This is a genomic window from Streptomyces sp. NPDC025651 (genome assembly GCF_055558735.1).
The window spans coordinates 48,173-63,225 of the sequence record NZ_JBVHLZ010000019.1 but is presented as its reverse complement, the minus strand read 5'-3'; the positions used below and the strand labels follow the sequence as shown (position 1 = coordinate 63,225).

Here is a 15,053-nt window from a genome sequence, read left to right as displayed (position 1 = left end):
GCCGACAGGGGCGAGACTGGTCCCATGAGTCAGAGCACCGCCCCCGGGAACGACCCCCGGGATCCGCAGGACCCCCAGAGCCACCGCACCGTGCTGCTGCGCGGCGGCGACGTCCACAGCCCCGCCGATCCGTTCGCGACCGCGATGGTCGTCGAGCGCGGGCATGTCGCCTGGGTCGGCTCGGAGGGCGCCGCCGACGCCTTCGCCGAAGGCGTGGACGAGGTCGTCGATCTCGAAGGGGCCCTGGTCACCCCGGCGTTCACGGACGCCCACGCGCACACCACGGCCACCGGCCTCGCCCTGACGGGACTCGACCTGACGCGGGCCCGTTCGCTGGACGACGCACTCGTTCTCGTACGCGAACACGCCGCCGCGCGGCCGCACGACACCGTCCTGCTCGGACACGGCTGGGACGCCGCCCGCTGGCCCGGCGGCCGCCCGCCCACGCGCGCGGAGCTCGACGAGGCGACCGGTGGCAGGCCGCTCTACCTCTCCCGCATCGACGTCCACTCGGCGGTCGTCACCACCGCGCTGCTCGACCTGGTGCCCGGCGTCACCGAACGCACCGGCTTCCACCCGGACGCCCCGCTGACCGCCGACGCCCACCACGGAGTGCGCGCCGCCGCCCTCGCCGCGATCACCCCTCAGCAGCGCACCGAGGCCCAGCGCGCCGCCCTCGGCCACGCCGCCTCGCTCGGCACCGGCTCCGTGCACGAGTGCGCGGGCCCCGAGATCTCCGACGAGGACGACTTCACGGGCCTGCTGCGGCTCGCCGCCGACGAGCCGGGGCCCCGCGTCGTCGGCTACTGGGCCGAGCAGAACGTCGCGCGCGCCAAGGAACTCGGCGCGGTCGGCGCCGCGGGCGACCTCTTCGTCGACGGCGCCCTCGGCTCGCACACCGCCTGCCTGCACGAGCCGTACGCGGACGCCGCCCACACCGGCAGGGCCTACCTGGACACCGCCGCCGTCGCCGCCCACGTCGTGGCATGCACCGAGGCGGGCCTCCAGGCGGGCTTCCACGCCATCGGGGACGCCGCGGTGACCTCCGTGGTCACCGGCATGCGCGCGGCCGCCGAGAAGGTCGGCCTGTCCCGTGTCCGCGCCGCGCGGCACCGTGTCGAGCACGCCGAGATGCTGACCCCCGAGACGATCGCCGCCTTCGCGGAGTTCGGCCTCACCGCGTCCGTGCAGCCCGCCTTCGACGCCCTGTGGGGCGGCGAGGACGGCATGTACGCCCAGCGCCTGGGCGCCGAGCGGGCCCGCACCCTCAATCCGTACGCGGCCCTCCTGCGCGCCGGTGTCCCCCTCGCGTTCGGCTCCGACAGCCCCGTCACCCCGCTCGACCCCTGGGGCACGGTCCGTGCCGCCGCCTTCCACCACACCCCCGAGCACCGGGTCTCGGTGCGGGCCGCGTTCACCGCCCACACCCGCGGCGGCTGGCGGGCCGTCGGCCGCGACGACGCCGGCGTCCTGGTGCCGGGCGCACCCGCGGACTACGCCGTGTGGCGCACCTCCGATCTGGTGGTGCAGGCCCCGGACGACCGGGTGGCCCGCTGGTCGACCGACCCGCGCTCGGGGACACCCGGCCTGCCCGACCTGTCGCCGGGCACCGAACTGCCCGTCTGTCTGCGCACCGTGGTGGCCGGGCGGCCGGTCTTCGTGCGGCCGGACGAGTGATGTACCGGCGGTGCGCGGCGCCGATCGCGGCCCGCCGTCCCGTCGCACGACCTGGGAATCCTCGGCACTGACCTGGCGCCTTCCACGATCGGCGCAGCTCAGGCGGCTATTGACAGAGAGCCGCCGTGGGCCGGTAGGTTCGGCCGGGTCCACCACAGGACGTCCGACCGGCGAACCTCCACGCAGTCGTCGAACGCCGCTGGGTCATGGGTGGTGTGCCGCACCGGCGCACCACCACTGGGAGCCAGGTCCAGCGCCCGCGACGCGGAGGCGAGGGAACGTATCAGCCGGCCGGCAGGTGTGACCCGGGTGGGGCCCGGACGCTCAGTAGACAACGGCTTTCGGTCGACCCGCAGCCAGCGGGTCCCAGGTCGGCCCGAAGGGTGCCGGGCCCCGATCCGCAGGACGTCCCGCGCGTGCGTGCGGGGTACTCCCCGCCCCTATCTCCGTGCCGCCGCTGCGTCGCAGGCCGCGGCCACTATGGTGGTCCTCTGCGTACGAACGAAGGGGCATTAGTGAACGACGGCGGTCGGGTCTCCGATACGGGGGACCAGGGGAGGCAGTTCGGCTCGCTCGGCACGGCCTTGGTGATCATTCCGACCTACAACGAGGCGGAGAACATCCAGTCCATCGTCGGCCGGGTGCGGGCTTCCGTACCGGACGCGCACGTCCTGGTCGCCGACGACAACAGCCCCGACGGCACCGGCAAGATCGCCGATGAGCTCGCGGCCGAGGACGACCAGGTCCATGTGCTCCACCGCAAGGGCAAGGAGGGGCTGGGCGCCGCCTACCTCGCGGGCTTCCGCTGGGGGCTCGACAACGACTACGGCGTGCTCATCGAGATGGACGCCGACGGCTCCCACCAGCCCGAGGAGCTGCCGCGGCTGCTCACCGCGCTCAAGGGCGCCGACCTCGTGCTCGGCTCGCGGTGGGTGCCGGGCGGACGGGTCGTCAACTGGCCCAAGCACCGCGAGTTCATCTCCCGCGGCGGCAGCACCTACTCGCGCCTCCTGCTCGACGTGCCCATCCGTGACGTGACGGGCGGATACCGCGCCTTCCGCCGCGAGACCCTCGAAGGCCTCGGCCTCGGCGAGGTCGAGTCGCAGGGGTACTGCTTCCAGGTCGACCTGGCACGGCGCGCGGTCAAGGCGGGCTACCACGTTGTCGAGGTGCCCATCACCTTCGTCGAGCGGGAGCTCGGGGACAGCAAGATGAGCCAGAACATCGTGGTCGAGGCGCTGTGGCGGGTCACCGCCTGGGGCGTGGGGGAGCGCGTGGGAAAGGTCATCGGCCGCAAGCAGCCCTGACCCCGGCCCTGCCCCTCCAGGGGCCCGGTCTTCTTGATCATCCCCCTTATCCCGGACTGAGGCGGGCCCAGGCACACTGGGAGCATGACGACTGGCGCACCGCCTCCCATCCGACCTGCCCGGCCCAGGCGCTCCGGGCCCCTGAGGTTCCTGCCGCTCGGCATCGCCGCGTGGCTGGTCCTGGAAATCTGGCTGCTCACCGTCGTGGCGGGTGCCACGAGCGGGTTCGTGGTCTTCCTGCTCCTGGTGGGCGGCCTCGTGCTCGGCTCCGCGGTGATCAAGCGTGCGGGGCGCAAGGCCTTCCGCAAGCTCAGCGAGGCGGTGCAACAGCAGCAGAGCGGCGTCACGCCCACGGCGCAGAGCTCGGGCGGCGGCGGCGCCCTGACGATGCTGGGCGGCCTCCTGATCATCCTGCCGGGGCTCATCTCGGACGCCATCGGCTTGCTCCTGCTGGTCCCGCCGGTCCAGAAGGCCCTCGGCCGGTATGCGGAGCGGACCTTCGAGCGCAAGGTCCGCGAGGCGACGCCGGGCACCCTCGGGGACGCCTACCAGCAGGCGCGCATGCACCGCCCCGACGGCAAGGTCGTCCAGGGCGAGGTCATCAGGGACGACGAGCCGCCGACGCGGAGCCCGCGCCCGGACGACCCGCAGCTGCCGCGCTGATCCTCCCGGCGCGTTCCTCCCGGGGAGCGCGCCGGAGAAGCGCACTCGGGCCGCGCCGGAGACGCACCGACGGAGAACGCACGGGCGGTCGAACGCCAAGGCGGTCGAACGCACAAGGGCCGGGGCCACTGCTGAGCAGTGGCCCCGGCCCTTTTCGTGCTGTGCGGTGTGCCGCTCTGTCCGCCGTCAGGCGGACTTGCGGCTGTCTCGCGGATGCACCGCGATGTTCATTGCGCCGGACCGGAGGACCGCAAGGCGCTCCTCCAGGACCTCTTCGAGTTCCTCTCGAGTACGGCGCTCCATGAGCATGTCCCAGTGCGTACGCGCCGGCTTGCCCTTCTTCTCCTCAGGTCCGTCCCCGTCTACCAGGAGTGCCTGGGCCCCGCAGACCTTGCACTCCCACTCCGGCGGGATCTCCGCCTCGACCGAGAACGGCATCTCGAAACGATGTCCGTTCTGGCATGCGTACTCCACGGCCTGGCGCGGGGCCAGGTCGATGCCGCGGTCGGTCTCGTAGCTTGTCACCACGAGGCGCGTGCCGCGAAGAGCTCGCTCACTCATGAATCGTGCCTCCCGGGCTTGTCGCCCACAGGACAGGTGTCGCTGTCGTCGTCATCCGGTCAACGTCCGGTCGGCGGTAAAGATTCCCGTTCAGGGTCATGCGTCGCCGTCGTATGCCGCCCCTTGTTGTACCCACCAGCGCCCGGTTTGTCACATCTGGCAGCAGATGTCACCCAGCGTTTCTGATTCTTCAGCTCGCAGTAACGGTCCGCCTGGCAGGCCAAACGCGTACACTACCGGCCTTTGCCTTCAGTTGCTAAATCCGATCGGGTGCGGGATTGCCCGCGTCGCGCACCGCGCGCCGCACCGGCACCCGTGCAAGCAGGGCGAATCCCAGCAAAAAGAACACCACGAGCGAGACGATCGCGTCCCGGTAGCTGCCCGTCAGCTGATACGTGAGGCCGAAGATCAACGGTCCGAGCCAGGCCATGCCGCGGTCGCTGATCTCGTACGCCGAGAAGTACTCGGCCTCCTTGCCGCGCGGCACCAGGTGCGAGAAGAGCGAGCGGGACAGCGCCTGCGTGCCGCCGAGGACCAGGCCGATCCCGGCGGCCAGCACGAAGAACCAGGCGGGCGCGCCCGCGGGCAGGAAGTATCCGGCCCCGATCGTGGCCGTCCAGGCCACCAGCGAGCCGAGGACGGTGCGCTTGGCGCCGTACGCGCGAGCGAGCCGGCCCATGCCGAGCGCCCCCGCGACCGCGAGCACCTGCACCAGCAGCACCGCGACGATCAGCGTGGACTGGCTGAGCCCGAGCTCCTCCGAGCCGTAGACGGACGCCTGCGAGATCACGGTCTGGACCCCGTCGTTGTAGACGAGGTACGCGAGCAGGAAGGCCAGCGTGTGGGGGTGGCGGCGCATGTCCCGCAGCGTCTCCCGCAGCTGCTGCCGACCGCTCCGCGACGGAGCCCCCGGTTCCGGTGACGGCGTCCTGCGGTCCCGCAGCCGCTTGAGCGGTACGAGGGTGAAGGCGCCCCACCACACGCCCGCCGACGCCAGACAGATGCGGACCGCGGTCGCCTCGGAGACGCCGAAGCTGTCGTGGGCGAGGAACAGGACGAGGTTCGCCACCAGGACCAGGGCGCCCGACGCGTAGCCGAAGGCCCAGCCGCGCGAGGAGACCGCGTCGCGCTCCTCTGGAGGCGCGATCTGCGGCAGGTAGGAGTTGTAGAGCACCATCGAGACGGCGAGCGAGGCGTTGGCGACGATCAGCAGGAAGCCGCCGAGGAGATAGCGGTCGCCGGCCAGGAAGAACATGCCGGCCGTCGCGGCCGCCCCCAGGTAGGCGGCCGTGGCGAGCAGCGGCTTCTTGCGGCCCGTTCGGTCGGCGGCCGCGGCCGCGAGCGGCATCACGAAGACCGAGACGAGCACGGACGCGGACACCGCGTACGCGAAGAAGGAGCCCGCCCGGATCGGGACGCCCAGCGGGTGCACGTACCCCTCGGGGTCCGCGGCCGCCTTGGCGATCTCCGTGAGATAGGGGCCGAGGAACACGGTCAGGACGCTCGTCGAATAGACCGAGCACGCCCAGTCGTAGAAGTACCAGCCCCGCTGTTCGCGCCGCCGCTCGGCGACTTCGTCGGCCGCCGCTGTCCGCACGGTGTCGGTGCCCACCCGTGACCTCGCTGTTCCCCGTGGTGCGACGCCGCCCTCGGGCGTCAGACCCAGGTCCCCCGGTCCCCCAGCACCTCGCGCAGCGTCTCGATGTGATCGGAAACTATGCCATCCACGCCGAGGTCGAGGAGGGCCCTCATCCGCTCCGCGTCATTGACGGTCCACACGTGGACCTGCAGCCCGCGCGCGTGGGCCGCGCGCACGAAGCGGTGGTCCACCACCCGGATCCCGCCGTGCGTCTCGGGCACCTGGGCGCAGACGGCCGAGCGGCGCAGGGCGGTGGGTACGCCGTACGACAGCATGCGCAGCGCCGCCACGCCCCGCGTGCCCAGGGAGGTGGCCAGGCGCGGGCCCGCGAGGCGCTGGGCCCTGGCCACGCGCGCCTCGGAGAACGAGCCGACGCAGACGCGGTCCCAGGAGTTCGTGCGGCGCAGCAGGTCGAGCAGCGGACGGAGCGCGGGCTCGGCCTTCACGTCCACGTTCCAGCGCACTTCGGGGAAGGCTTCGAGGAGCTCTTCGAAGAGAGGCACCGGCTTGGTGCCGGCCACGCGCGCGTGGCGCACCTCGCTCCACGGCAGGTCGATGATGCGCCCGGCCGTGTCCGTCACGCGGTCGAGCGTCGCGTCGTGGAAGGCGACGAGGCGGCCGTCGGCCGTGGCGTGCACATCGGTCTCGATGTAGCGGTAGCCCAGGTCGACGGCGCGCCGGAAGGCCGCGGCGGTGTTCTCCAGGCCGTCCGCCGCACCGCCGCGGTGAGCGAGGGCGAGCGGGCCCGGATGGTCGAGATAGGGGTGGCGTACGCGCGTGGTCACCGCTGAAGTATCGCCTGCTCCGATGGACCGCCGGAGGCCACGACGCCGCCCGTGGCGGTCGAGGGGATGGCGAAGCGGCGCAGGAAGAACTGGGCGAGCGGGCCGATGGACAGCGCGTAGAGGACGGTGCCCACTCCCACGGTGCCGCCGAGCGCGAAGCCGGTGGCGACCACCGCCACCTCGATGAGCGTCCGCATCAGACGGATGGAGCGCCCCGTCCTCTCGTGCAGACCCGTCATCAGGCCGTCCCGGGGACCGGGGCCGAAGGCGGCCGCGATGTAGAGGCCGGTCGCCGCGCCGTTCAGGACGATCCCGGACACCAGCAGGGGGATGCGCACGACCAGGCCGTGCGCGTCGGGGAGCAGCGCGAGCGCGGCATCCATCGCCAGGCCGACGACGAAGACGTTGGAGACCGTACCGAGGCCCGGACGCTGCTTGAGCGGGATCCACAGCAGCAGGACCGCGGCGCCCACCACGATGGACACGACGCCGATCGACAGGCCGGTGAGCTCCGCGAGCCCCTGGTGCAGCACGTTCCAGGGCTCCAGGCCGAGGCCCGACACCACCAGGAGCGCGGAACTCACGCCGTACAGAGTGAGGCCGACGTACAGCTGCGTGAGTCTCCGTGGCAGCTGTCGCTTCGTCGCCTCGTGTGTCGTGCCGGACAAGAGGTGCCCCCTGCTGGTGGTGGTAGTGGCCTGACGCATGACACTCTGTGGCTTGTACTGAGAAGCCAACCATGGCCAATTCGGGGAAGGTGGACTGGGAATCATGGCTCAGTGGACTTCGGCGATGGGCTCGGCGCAGCTCGCCCGGCTCCTCGCCTCCCAGCAGGACCGCCCCGCGGGCACCGGCACCCGCCGCCCGCCCGCCTACCGCGCGCTGGCCGACGGCATCCGGCTGCTCGTGCTCGAGGGCCGCGTCCCCGTCGCCGCGCGCCTGCCCGCCGAGCGCGAGCTCGCGGTCGCGCTCGCCGTCAGCCGCACCACCGTCGCCGCCGCGTACGAGGCGCTGCGCACCGAAGGGTTCCTGGAGTCCCGCAGGGGAGCGGGCAGCTGGACCGCCGTCCCCGCCGGAAACCCCCTTCCCGCGCGCGGGCTCGAACCGCTGCCGCCCGAGGCGCTCGGCTCCATGATCGACCTGGGCTGCGCCGCGCTGCCCGCGCCCGAGCCCTGGCTCACGCGCGCCGTGCAGGGCGCCCTCGAAGCCCTGCCGCCGTACGCCCACACGCACGGTGACTACCCCGCGGGCCTGCCCGCGCTGCGCGAGATGCTCGCCGAGCGCTACACAGCGCGCGGGATCCCCACGATGCCCGAGCAGATCATGGTGACGACCGGCGCGATGGGCGCCATCGACGCGATCTGCCATCTCTTCGCGGGCCGCGGCGAACGCATCGCCGTCGAGTCCCCCTCGTACGCCAACATCCTGCAGCTCATGCGCGAGGCGGGCGCACGCCTCGTCCCCGTCGCCATGGCCGAGGGGCTCCAGGGCTGGGACATGGACCGCTGGCGCCAGGTCCTGCGCGACGCGGCGCCCCGACTCGCGTACGTCGTCGCGGACTTCCACAACCCCACGGGCGCGCTCGCGAGCGAGGACCAGCGCAGGCAGCTGGTCGAGGCGGCCCGCTCGGCGGGCACCGTCCTCGTCGTCGACGAGACGATGAGCGAGCTCGGGCTCGACGCCGACCTCGACATGCCGCGCCCCGTCTGCGGGTTCGACCCCGCGGGCTCCACCGTGATCACGGTCGGCTCGGCGAGCAAGGCCTTCTGGGCGGGCATGCGGATCGGCTGGGTGCGGGCCGCCCCCGACGTGATCCGCAGCCTCGTCGCGGCGCGCGCGTACGCCGATCTGGGCACCCCCGTCCTTGAGCAGCTCGCCGTGAACTGGCTCCTGAACACCGGCGGTTGGCAGGCCGCCGTGGACGTGCGCAGGCAGCAGGCGAGGGAGAACCGCGACGCGTTGGTGGCCGCCGTGCGGCGCGAGCTGCCCGACTGGGAGTTCGAGGTGCCGAGCGGCGGCCTGACGCTGTGGGTGCGCACCGGGGGGATCTCGGGGTCGCGGCTCGCCGAGGTGGGCGAGCGCGTGGGGGTGCGGGTTCCGTCGGGGCCGCGCTTCGGAGTGGACGGCGCCTTCGAGGGGTATGTGCGGCTGCCGTTCACCGTGGGTGGCGCCGTGGCCGAGGAGGCGGCGGTGCGCCTTGCCGCGGCGGCCGGGCTCGTGGTGACGGGCGCCGGCGCGGGTGCGGAGGTCCCGCACCCGTTCGTCGCCTGACGCCCGTCTCCGGAGGCCGCGGGTTCAGCTTTCGGCCGGGACCGGCTCCGCCTCCGTGGCCTCTTCGGCGGCTTCCGTCGCGTCCGCCGGAGTGGTCCGCTCCGGCAGCAGCTCCATGACCGCGCGGCGGTGCGCCTCGCTGGTCGCGTCGTCGTACGGATCGGGCGTCGCGGGCACCTGGAGGCGGTGGACCTGCCCCGTGCCGAGCCGGGCGTAGCCGCGGCCGGGCGGGACGTCCGCGGTGGGCGTCGTGTGGGGCGGCGCTCCGAGGACCTCCTCCAGCTGGTCGGGCGTCGCGGGGCCGAGCACCACGCGCGCGCGTGTGTGCTGGCGCACCGGGTCGATCAGGGCGTCCAGGCCGTCCAGCTGATCGGCGACCACGACCGTCACGTTGGCCGCCCTGCCGTGCCGCAGGGGGACCTGCAGCAGTGACTGGGGGTCCCTGCGGCCGTCGGCCGCGGCGAGATGGCCGAGCGCGCCCGGGCGGTCGAGGAGGATCCACAGAGGGCGCTTGGTGTCCTCCGGCGGCGGGTGGCCCGCCTGTCGGGCGCGGTTCGCCGAGATGAGCCTGCGCTCGGTCTCGTGTGCCGCCCATTCGAGGCTCGCGAGCGCCCCGGCGAGCCCGCACTCGACGGCCAGGACGCCGGCGCGGCCGGTCAGGCAGGCGTAGTCGCCGGTGCCGCTGCCCTCGACGACGAGGACATCTCCGTACTGAAGGGCCTGGAGGGCGATGGAGCGCATCAGCGTCGTCGTGCCGCTGCCCGGCTGGCCCGCGATCAGCAGATGGGGCTCGGTGGAGCGGATCCCGGTGCGCCACACGACGGGGGGCACGTCGCGTTGCTCCTCGCCGTCGGTCACCGGGAGGGTGCGCTGGACGCCGGTCTCGTCGGTGAAGCCGAGGACGGTCTCTCCGGGGGCGGTGACGAAACGCTGGGCGGCGATGTCGGTGGGCAGCGGGGGCAGCACCGTGACGGTGAGCTGGTTGCCCTCCTCGTCCCACGCGAAGTGGTACTCGCGGCCGCGGCCCGACTTGGCGTGCAGCAACTGCTCGATCCGCGCGCGGGACTCGGCCTCGCCGTCCGTGAAGTACGCGGGGTAGCGCACGACGAGGCGGGAGACGCGGCCGGTGTCGTCGAAGTCGTACTCGGTGAAGGCCTTGTCCCATTCGCCGCCGTGCGCGAAGAGCGGGGCGGGATCCTCGGGGACCGAGAAGTACGGGACGAGCGCTTCGTAGAGGGACTGCAGCCGCTGCACCTGCGCCTCGTCGGGGCCGGTCGGCGCGGGCGCGGTGCGCTCGCGGCCCGTCCACGCGGCCGCCGCCATCAGGCAGATGAGCGCGAGCAGCGGCCCGTAGGGGACGAGGGCCACGACCAGGACCACGGAGGCCACCAGGAACAGCAGCGGTCCGCGCTTGTCCTTGGGGGTGTCGGCCCACTTGCGCCGCCCGGCGGCAGCCAGCCGGCGCAGTCCGCGGGTGATCGTGATCAGCGGATGGAGAACGTCGGTGGCGCTGTCGGCTGCCGACCGTGCCAGCTCCCGGCTACGGGCGATGGGGGCGGTGCCGTTGCTCAGAATGCGGGGGAGTGGGCGCCTGGCCACGTGGGTCTCCTGAAGGTGCGTACGAAAGGCAGGGACGTCAGAACTTGATCCCGCCGAGGAGGCTCGCCAGGCTCGCGCCGCCGGCCTTGATGCTCGGGGCGATGGCGGTGCCCGCGAGGTAGAAGCCGAAGAGCGCGCAGACCAGCGCGTGCGACGCCTTGAGTCCGTCCTTGCGGAAGAAGAGGAAGACGATGATTCCGAGCAGCACGACGCCTGAGATGGACAGGATCATGAGGGTTCTCCTGGTTGATGGGGACAGTCACCATGAGTTCTTCCAGGCTCACAGCATGTATCCATACGATAAAAGGTGCAAATGGGTTAATTTCCCGAGATTTCCCCCGAATGGCAGCGGTCTGCTGGGCCGCTCGGGAGGGGGTTCGGGCGGTCTCCCGCACCCTTCGTGATCTTTGCCTCGGCCGGGCCGGGTCATGTACGGGTGGGGGCAGTACCCTGTCGATTCACTCGTACGGCTGCACGGTGCACCGCACCCCGGCAGCGCACCCCGGAAAAGCGCACCACAGAAAGGCGGACGCCCTCATGAGCGAAGCCCCCGACCCCGAGGTCGTGGAGTTGGCGACCAAGATCTTCGATCTGGCACGCCAGGGCGACGCCGCGGCGCTCGCCGCGTACGTGGACGCGGGCGTTCCGGCGAACCTCACGAACGACAGCGGTGACACGCTGGTGATGCTGGCGGCCTACCACGGGCACGCCGAGGCGGTCCGTGCCCTGGTGGCGCGCGGCGCCGACGTGAACACCGCGAACGACCGGGGGCAGACCCCGCTCGCCGGGGCCGTCTTCAAGGGCGAGACCGACGTCGTCCGGGCCCTCCTGGACGGCGGCGCGGATCCGGCCGCGGGCATGCCGTCGGCGATCGACACCGCCCGGATGTTCGGAAAGGCGGAGCTGCTTCAGCTGTTCGGGGCCGCCTGAGCGGGGTACCTGACCAGCAGCAACGGGGGCGCTGGAAATGTGGTCGCGGCGGACATGACCGCCGGGTCATCATGACGACGTGATTCACGGACACGACGGCGGGGCAGGTGTTGCCGCACCGCGTGGACCGTGAGCGGCCCGCCCCCGGACCTCCCGTCCGGGATCCCACAGGGCCACCGACGAGAGGCAGAGGAAGATGGTCTTCGACAAGCAAAAGACGGCGGGCGGCCCGACGTGTTGGCGCACGGCCAGGTAATGCGTGATTCCCGGTTGCGTCGACGCTTGATGTGAGGCTGTTTCCCATGTTCGATCCGGTCATAGCGCCCAGCGGTACGCTGCTCGGCCTGCTGCAGCGGGGCCGCGGCGACGGCACGCTGCACGCACTCACCGCACCACGGACCGAGGCGCTCGCCGCCCTCGACCACTGCGTGCTCCACGATCCCCGCCACGACTGGCAGGTCGAGAACCGCTCGCTGTACTACGCGCGGCTCTACCTCGACCTGCACGGCGGGCTCCACGAGATCGAGCGGCACCTGTTCGATGCCGAGGACGTCCTGGACACGGACGACTCGCGCACCGGACTCGCCCTCGCCGTCCTCGGCCACCTCGCCTCGTACGGCAGGCAGGACGCCCTCGAGCTCCTGCGGAGGTACGCGGCCTACGGCGCGAACTGGGCCTGGGCCCTCGACGAGCTCGCGCTGCGCGACGACGACGCGGGCCTGCGCGCCCTCGCCGCCCCCGTGCTCGCCCGCTTCGCCCCCGACGCCGAGGGCGAGGCCGACCTGGCCGCCGCCGTCCGCGACGCCTACGAACCGCGGCCCTGGCGGCTGTGGGAGGAGGACCCCCGGGCCGATATCGGCGCCCGCGTGCGTGCCGCGCGGGAACAGGGCTCCTTCGACCGCTGGCAGCGCCAGATGCGGCCTTCGGGGCCACGCCCGGGATGGAGCGTCCAGGCCGTCTTCGACTGGGCGCAGGAAGGCCTGGAGCGCGGCACCGTGCTGCACGTCCCGGCCGCCCGCTGCCTGAGCGCCGTCGCAGGTCCCGAGGACCGGGCCGAGATCGTCGAGGCCGCCCGCGGCGGCTCCGACGGGGCGCGCGGCACCGCCCTGCGCTACCTCGCGGACACCCACGACCCCGACGTCCTCGACCTCATCGAGTACGCCGTGGAGAGTTCGTCACCGGTCGTGGTGGACGCCGCGACCGACGCCTTCGAACGGATGCGGAGCGTCGCGGCCGTCGAGCGCGCCCGGCGCTGGGCCTACCGGCCCGACGCCCTCGGCGCCGCCGCCGGACGCATGCTCGCCTGCAGGGGCGGCGCCCAGGACAGCAAGCTCGTCCTCGCCGCGCTGCGCGAGGCGGTCCGCGGCGAGGGCCCGGACGCGCCGACGCTGTGGACCCTCGTCGACGGCGCGGGACGCCTCGGCATCGCCTGTGCCGCCCCCGTGCTGCGGCACGTCTACCGGGAGACGGCGTCCTCCCACCTCCGCGGCCGCGCCGCCCGCGCGCTGGCCGCCACCGACCCCTCCTTCGCCGCCGGCTTCGCCGTCGAGTGCCTCTGGGACTGCGAGGAGTCCACCCGCGAAGTCGCCGCACGGCATGCCGAGACCGGAGACGCCCGCGTCGTCAACCGGCTCAGGAGGCTCGCCGCGGATCCCGCCGAGGAGGACGAGGTACAGACCGCGGTACGGAGCAGGATCGGGCCCGACGCGCCCGCGGTGTAGTTCCGGAGCCCCACCTCTGGTTGCCGCGCCCGCCTCGTGACGGGCGCGGAGGGGAGCGCAAGCGGTCATCGGGCGAAGGCTCCTGGGGTGGGCGCTTCTGTGACGAAGGCTGGTAGGGCGAAGGCTCGTGGGGCGGGCGCTTCTGTGACGAAGGCTCGTAGGGCGAAGGCTCGTGGGGCGGGCGCTTCTGTGACGAAGGCTCGTAGGGCTGAGGCTGGTAGGGCGAACGCTCATGAGGCGAACGTTCATGAGGCGAACGCTCATGGGACGTTCCTCGCCAGGAAAGATCCACGTTGACGCGGCCACGCCCCGCACGACGACAACACCGGTATGCGAGTCAACACCGGTATGCGTGTCGTCATCGTCACCGAATCCTTCCCGCCCGACGTCAACGGCGTGGCCCACTGCGCCGCCCAGACCGTGCGGCAGCTCGCCGCGCGCGGTCACCACGCCCTCGTCGTCGCCCCGGCCACCGCGGCCGGAGCCGCCGACGACAGGGCGGCGCCCTGCCCCGTCGTCCGCGTCCCCTCCCTTCCGCTGCCCGGCTATCCGCAGGTCAGGATCGCGTTGCCCAGCCGCAGAGTGGCCGCCGCGCTGACCGGGCACCGGGCCCAAGTCGTCCATCTGGCCAGTCCGTTCGTACTCGGCGTGCGCGGCATGGCGGCCGCGGCGCGGCTCGGGATGCCCGCCGTCGCCGTCTACCAGACCGACCTCGGCGGATACGCCCGTACGTACATGGGGGCGGGGGAGTCCGCCGCCTGGCGGCGCATACGAGCCGTCCATGCCGCCGCCGACCGCACCCTCGCCCCGTCCTCCGCCGCGCTGAGCGATCTGGTGGCGCACGGGGTGCCGCGGGTGCGGCTGTGGCCCCGCGGGGTGGACGCCGTCCGTTTCCGGCCCGGCCTGCGGGACGCCGACCTGCGGCGCGCGCTGGCACCGGGCGGCGAGGTGATCGTCGGATACGTGGGGCGCCTCGCTCCGGAGAAGCGGGTCGAACTCCTCTCCGGGGTGTGCGGCCTGCCGGGCGTGCGCGTGGTCGTCGTGGGCGACGGGCCGAGCGAGGGCTCGGTGCGGGAAGCCCTGCCCGGGGCCTTGTTCCTCGGGCGCCGCACGGGTGACGAACTCGCCCGGATCTTCGCCTCGTTGGACCTCTTCGTGCACACAGGCCCCTTCGAGACGTTCTGCCAGACCGTGCAGGAGGCCATGGCCAGCGGGGTGCCGGTGATCGCCCCCGCGGCCGGCGGACCGCTGGACCTCGTCGCGCACGGCAGGACCGGCGTCCTGGTGCCGCCGGGCGACGCGGTCGCGGTGGGCGACGCCGTACGGGCGCTCGCGGCCGATCCGGGGCTGCGGGCGGCGTACGGGGCCGCCGGTCGCGCGGCGGTCGTGGGGCGGTCCTGGGACGCGGTGGGGGAGCAGCTCATCGGGCACTACGAAGAGGTCCTTGCGGCGCGGACGGTGGTGGCGGCGTGAGGGCCGTGGGGGGTGAGGGCTTGGGCGGCGGCTCCGGTGGCTCCGGTCGCTCGGGTGTTTCCGGTGGCTTGGGTGGCTTGAGTGGCTTGGATGGCTCCGGTGGCTTGGATGGCTCCGGTGGCTTGAGCGGCTCGGGTGGCTTGAGCGGCTCGGGTGGCTTGAGCGGCTCGGGTGTTTCGGGTGGCTTGGGCGGCTCGGGTGGCTTGGGTGGCTTGGACGGCTCAGGTGTTTCGGGTGGCCCGGGTGCGGCCGTGCGGTCGGGGGGTGTGGGTGCGACTTTGTGGCGGGGCGGGCCGGAGGGTGCCCGGGGCCTGGGGAGTGCCGGGGGGCCGGAGGCTGCCGGGGGTCCGAAGGGTGCTCGGGCGGCTTCGTCGCGGGACGGGGTGGTTTGGCCGCGGGACGGGGCGGCTCGGCCCCGCGGCGGGGC

The 15,053-nt window shown here is 73.0% G+C and carries 13 protein-coding genes; 7 read left to right on the top strand and 6 right to left on the bottom strand.

The window, feature by feature from the left end:
- Positions 1-24 precede the first annotated feature (24 nt).
- The 3 genes from ACZ4D5_RS40720 (at position 25) to fxsA (ending at position 3,647) form a co-directional block, all read left to right on the top strand.
- Positions 25-1,677 carry an amidohydrolase gene (locus tag ACZ4D5_RS40720; RefSeq protein WP_467777549.1) on the top strand — a complete coding sequence of 551 codons (1,653 nt, stop codon included), beginning with the start codon at positions 25-27 and terminating at the stop codon, positions 1,675-1,677.
- 515 nt (positions 1,678-2,192) lie between these two features.
- The gene (locus tag ACZ4D5_RS40715) at positions 2,193-2,984 is read left to right on the top strand and encodes a polyprenol monophosphomannose synthase (RefSeq protein ID WP_467777548.1); all 792 of its coding nucleotides are present in this window, start codon (positions 2,193-2,195) and stop codon (positions 2,982-2,984) included.
- A gap of 84 nt (positions 2,985-3,068) precedes the next feature.
- Positions 3,069-3,647, top strand: a complete 579-nt coding sequence (fxsA, locus tag ACZ4D5_RS40710) for an FxsA family membrane protein (protein WP_467777547.1) — start codon at positions 3,069-3,071, stop codon at positions 3,645-3,647.
- A 186-nt stretch (positions 3,648-3,833) separates the two neighbouring features.
- Here the strand turns inward: fxsA and ACZ4D5_RS40705 are convergent, their stop codons facing one another.
- The 4 genes from ACZ4D5_RS40705 to yczE all read right to left on the bottom strand — a co-directional run bounded on the left by ACZ4D5_RS40705 (position 3,834) and on the right by yczE (position 7,339).
- Positions 3,834-4,208 (bottom strand): RNA polymerase-binding protein RbpA, encoded by a 375-nt coding sequence (locus ACZ4D5_RS40705; RefSeq protein WP_030360404.1) that lies wholly within the window; start codon positions 4,206-4,208, stop codon positions 3,834-3,836.
- Positions 4,209-4,464: 256 nt separating this feature from the next.
- Positions 4,465-5,820 carry an MFS transporter gene (locus ACZ4D5_RS40700; RefSeq protein WP_467777546.1) on the bottom strand — a complete coding sequence of 452 codons (1,356 nt, stop codon included), beginning with the start codon at positions 5,818-5,820 and terminating at the stop codon, positions 4,465-4,467.
- A gap of 44 nt (positions 5,821-5,864) precedes the next feature.
- Positions 5,865-6,632 carry a glycerophosphodiester phosphodiesterase gene (locus tag ACZ4D5_RS40695; RefSeq protein ID WP_467777545.1) on the bottom strand — a complete coding sequence of 256 codons (768 nt, stop codon included), beginning with the start codon at positions 6,630-6,632 and terminating at the stop codon, positions 5,865-5,867.
- Complete coding sequence (gene yczE / locus ACZ4D5_RS40690; protein WP_467777544.1) at positions 6,629-7,339, bottom strand: membrane protein YczE; 711 nt, start codon at positions 7,337-7,339, stop codon at positions 6,629-6,631. The genes ACZ4D5_RS40695 and yczE overlap by 4 nt, the downstream gene beginning before the upstream one ends.
- 64 nt (positions 7,340-7,403) lie before the next feature.
- On the opposite strand from yczE, the gene ACZ4D5_RS40685 reads away from it, so the two are divergent.
- Positions 7,404-8,903, top strand: a complete 1,500-nt coding sequence (locus ACZ4D5_RS40685; protein ID WP_467777543.1) for an SCO1417 family PLP biosynthesis transcription factor — start codon at positions 7,404-7,406, stop codon at positions 8,901-8,903.
- A gap of 24 nt (positions 8,904-8,927) precedes the next feature.
- Here ACZ4D5_RS40685 and ACZ4D5_RS40680 read toward each other — a convergent pair whose 3' ends face one another.
- Positions 8,928-10,502, bottom strand: coding sequence for a hypothetical protein (locus ACZ4D5_RS40680; RefSeq protein ID WP_467777542.1), 1,575 nt, complete (start codon positions 10,500-10,502; stop codon positions 8,928-8,930).
- Between the two features lie 37 nt (positions 10,503-10,539).
- Complete coding sequence (locus ACZ4D5_RS40675; protein WP_018534760.1) at positions 10,540-10,734, bottom strand: hypothetical protein; 195 nt, start codon at positions 10,732-10,734, stop codon at positions 10,540-10,542.
- Between the two features lie 305 nt (positions 10,735-11,039).
- Between ACZ4D5_RS40675 and ACZ4D5_RS40670 the strand changes: the two genes are divergently transcribed.
- The 3 genes from ACZ4D5_RS40670 (at position 11,040) to ACZ4D5_RS40660 (ending at position 14,626) form a co-directional block, all read left to right on the top strand.
- Positions 11,040-11,432 (top strand): ankyrin repeat domain-containing protein, encoded by a 393-nt coding sequence (locus tag ACZ4D5_RS40670; protein WP_467777541.1) that lies wholly within the window; start codon positions 11,040-11,042, stop codon positions 11,430-11,432.
- A 302-nt stretch (positions 11,433-11,734) separates the two neighbouring features.
- The gene (locus tag ACZ4D5_RS40665) at positions 11,735-13,153 is read left to right on the top strand and encodes a HEAT repeat domain-containing protein (RefSeq protein ID WP_467777540.1); all 1,419 of its coding nucleotides are present in this window, start codon (positions 11,735-11,737) and stop codon (positions 13,151-13,153) included.
- 348 nt (positions 13,154-13,501) lie between these two features.
- The gene (locus tag ACZ4D5_RS40660; protein WP_467777603.1) at positions 13,502-14,626 is read left to right on the top strand and encodes a glycosyltransferase family 4 protein; all 1,125 of its coding nucleotides are present in this window, start codon (positions 13,502-13,504) and stop codon (positions 14,624-14,626) included.
- Positions 14,627-15,053 lie beyond the last annotated feature (427 nt).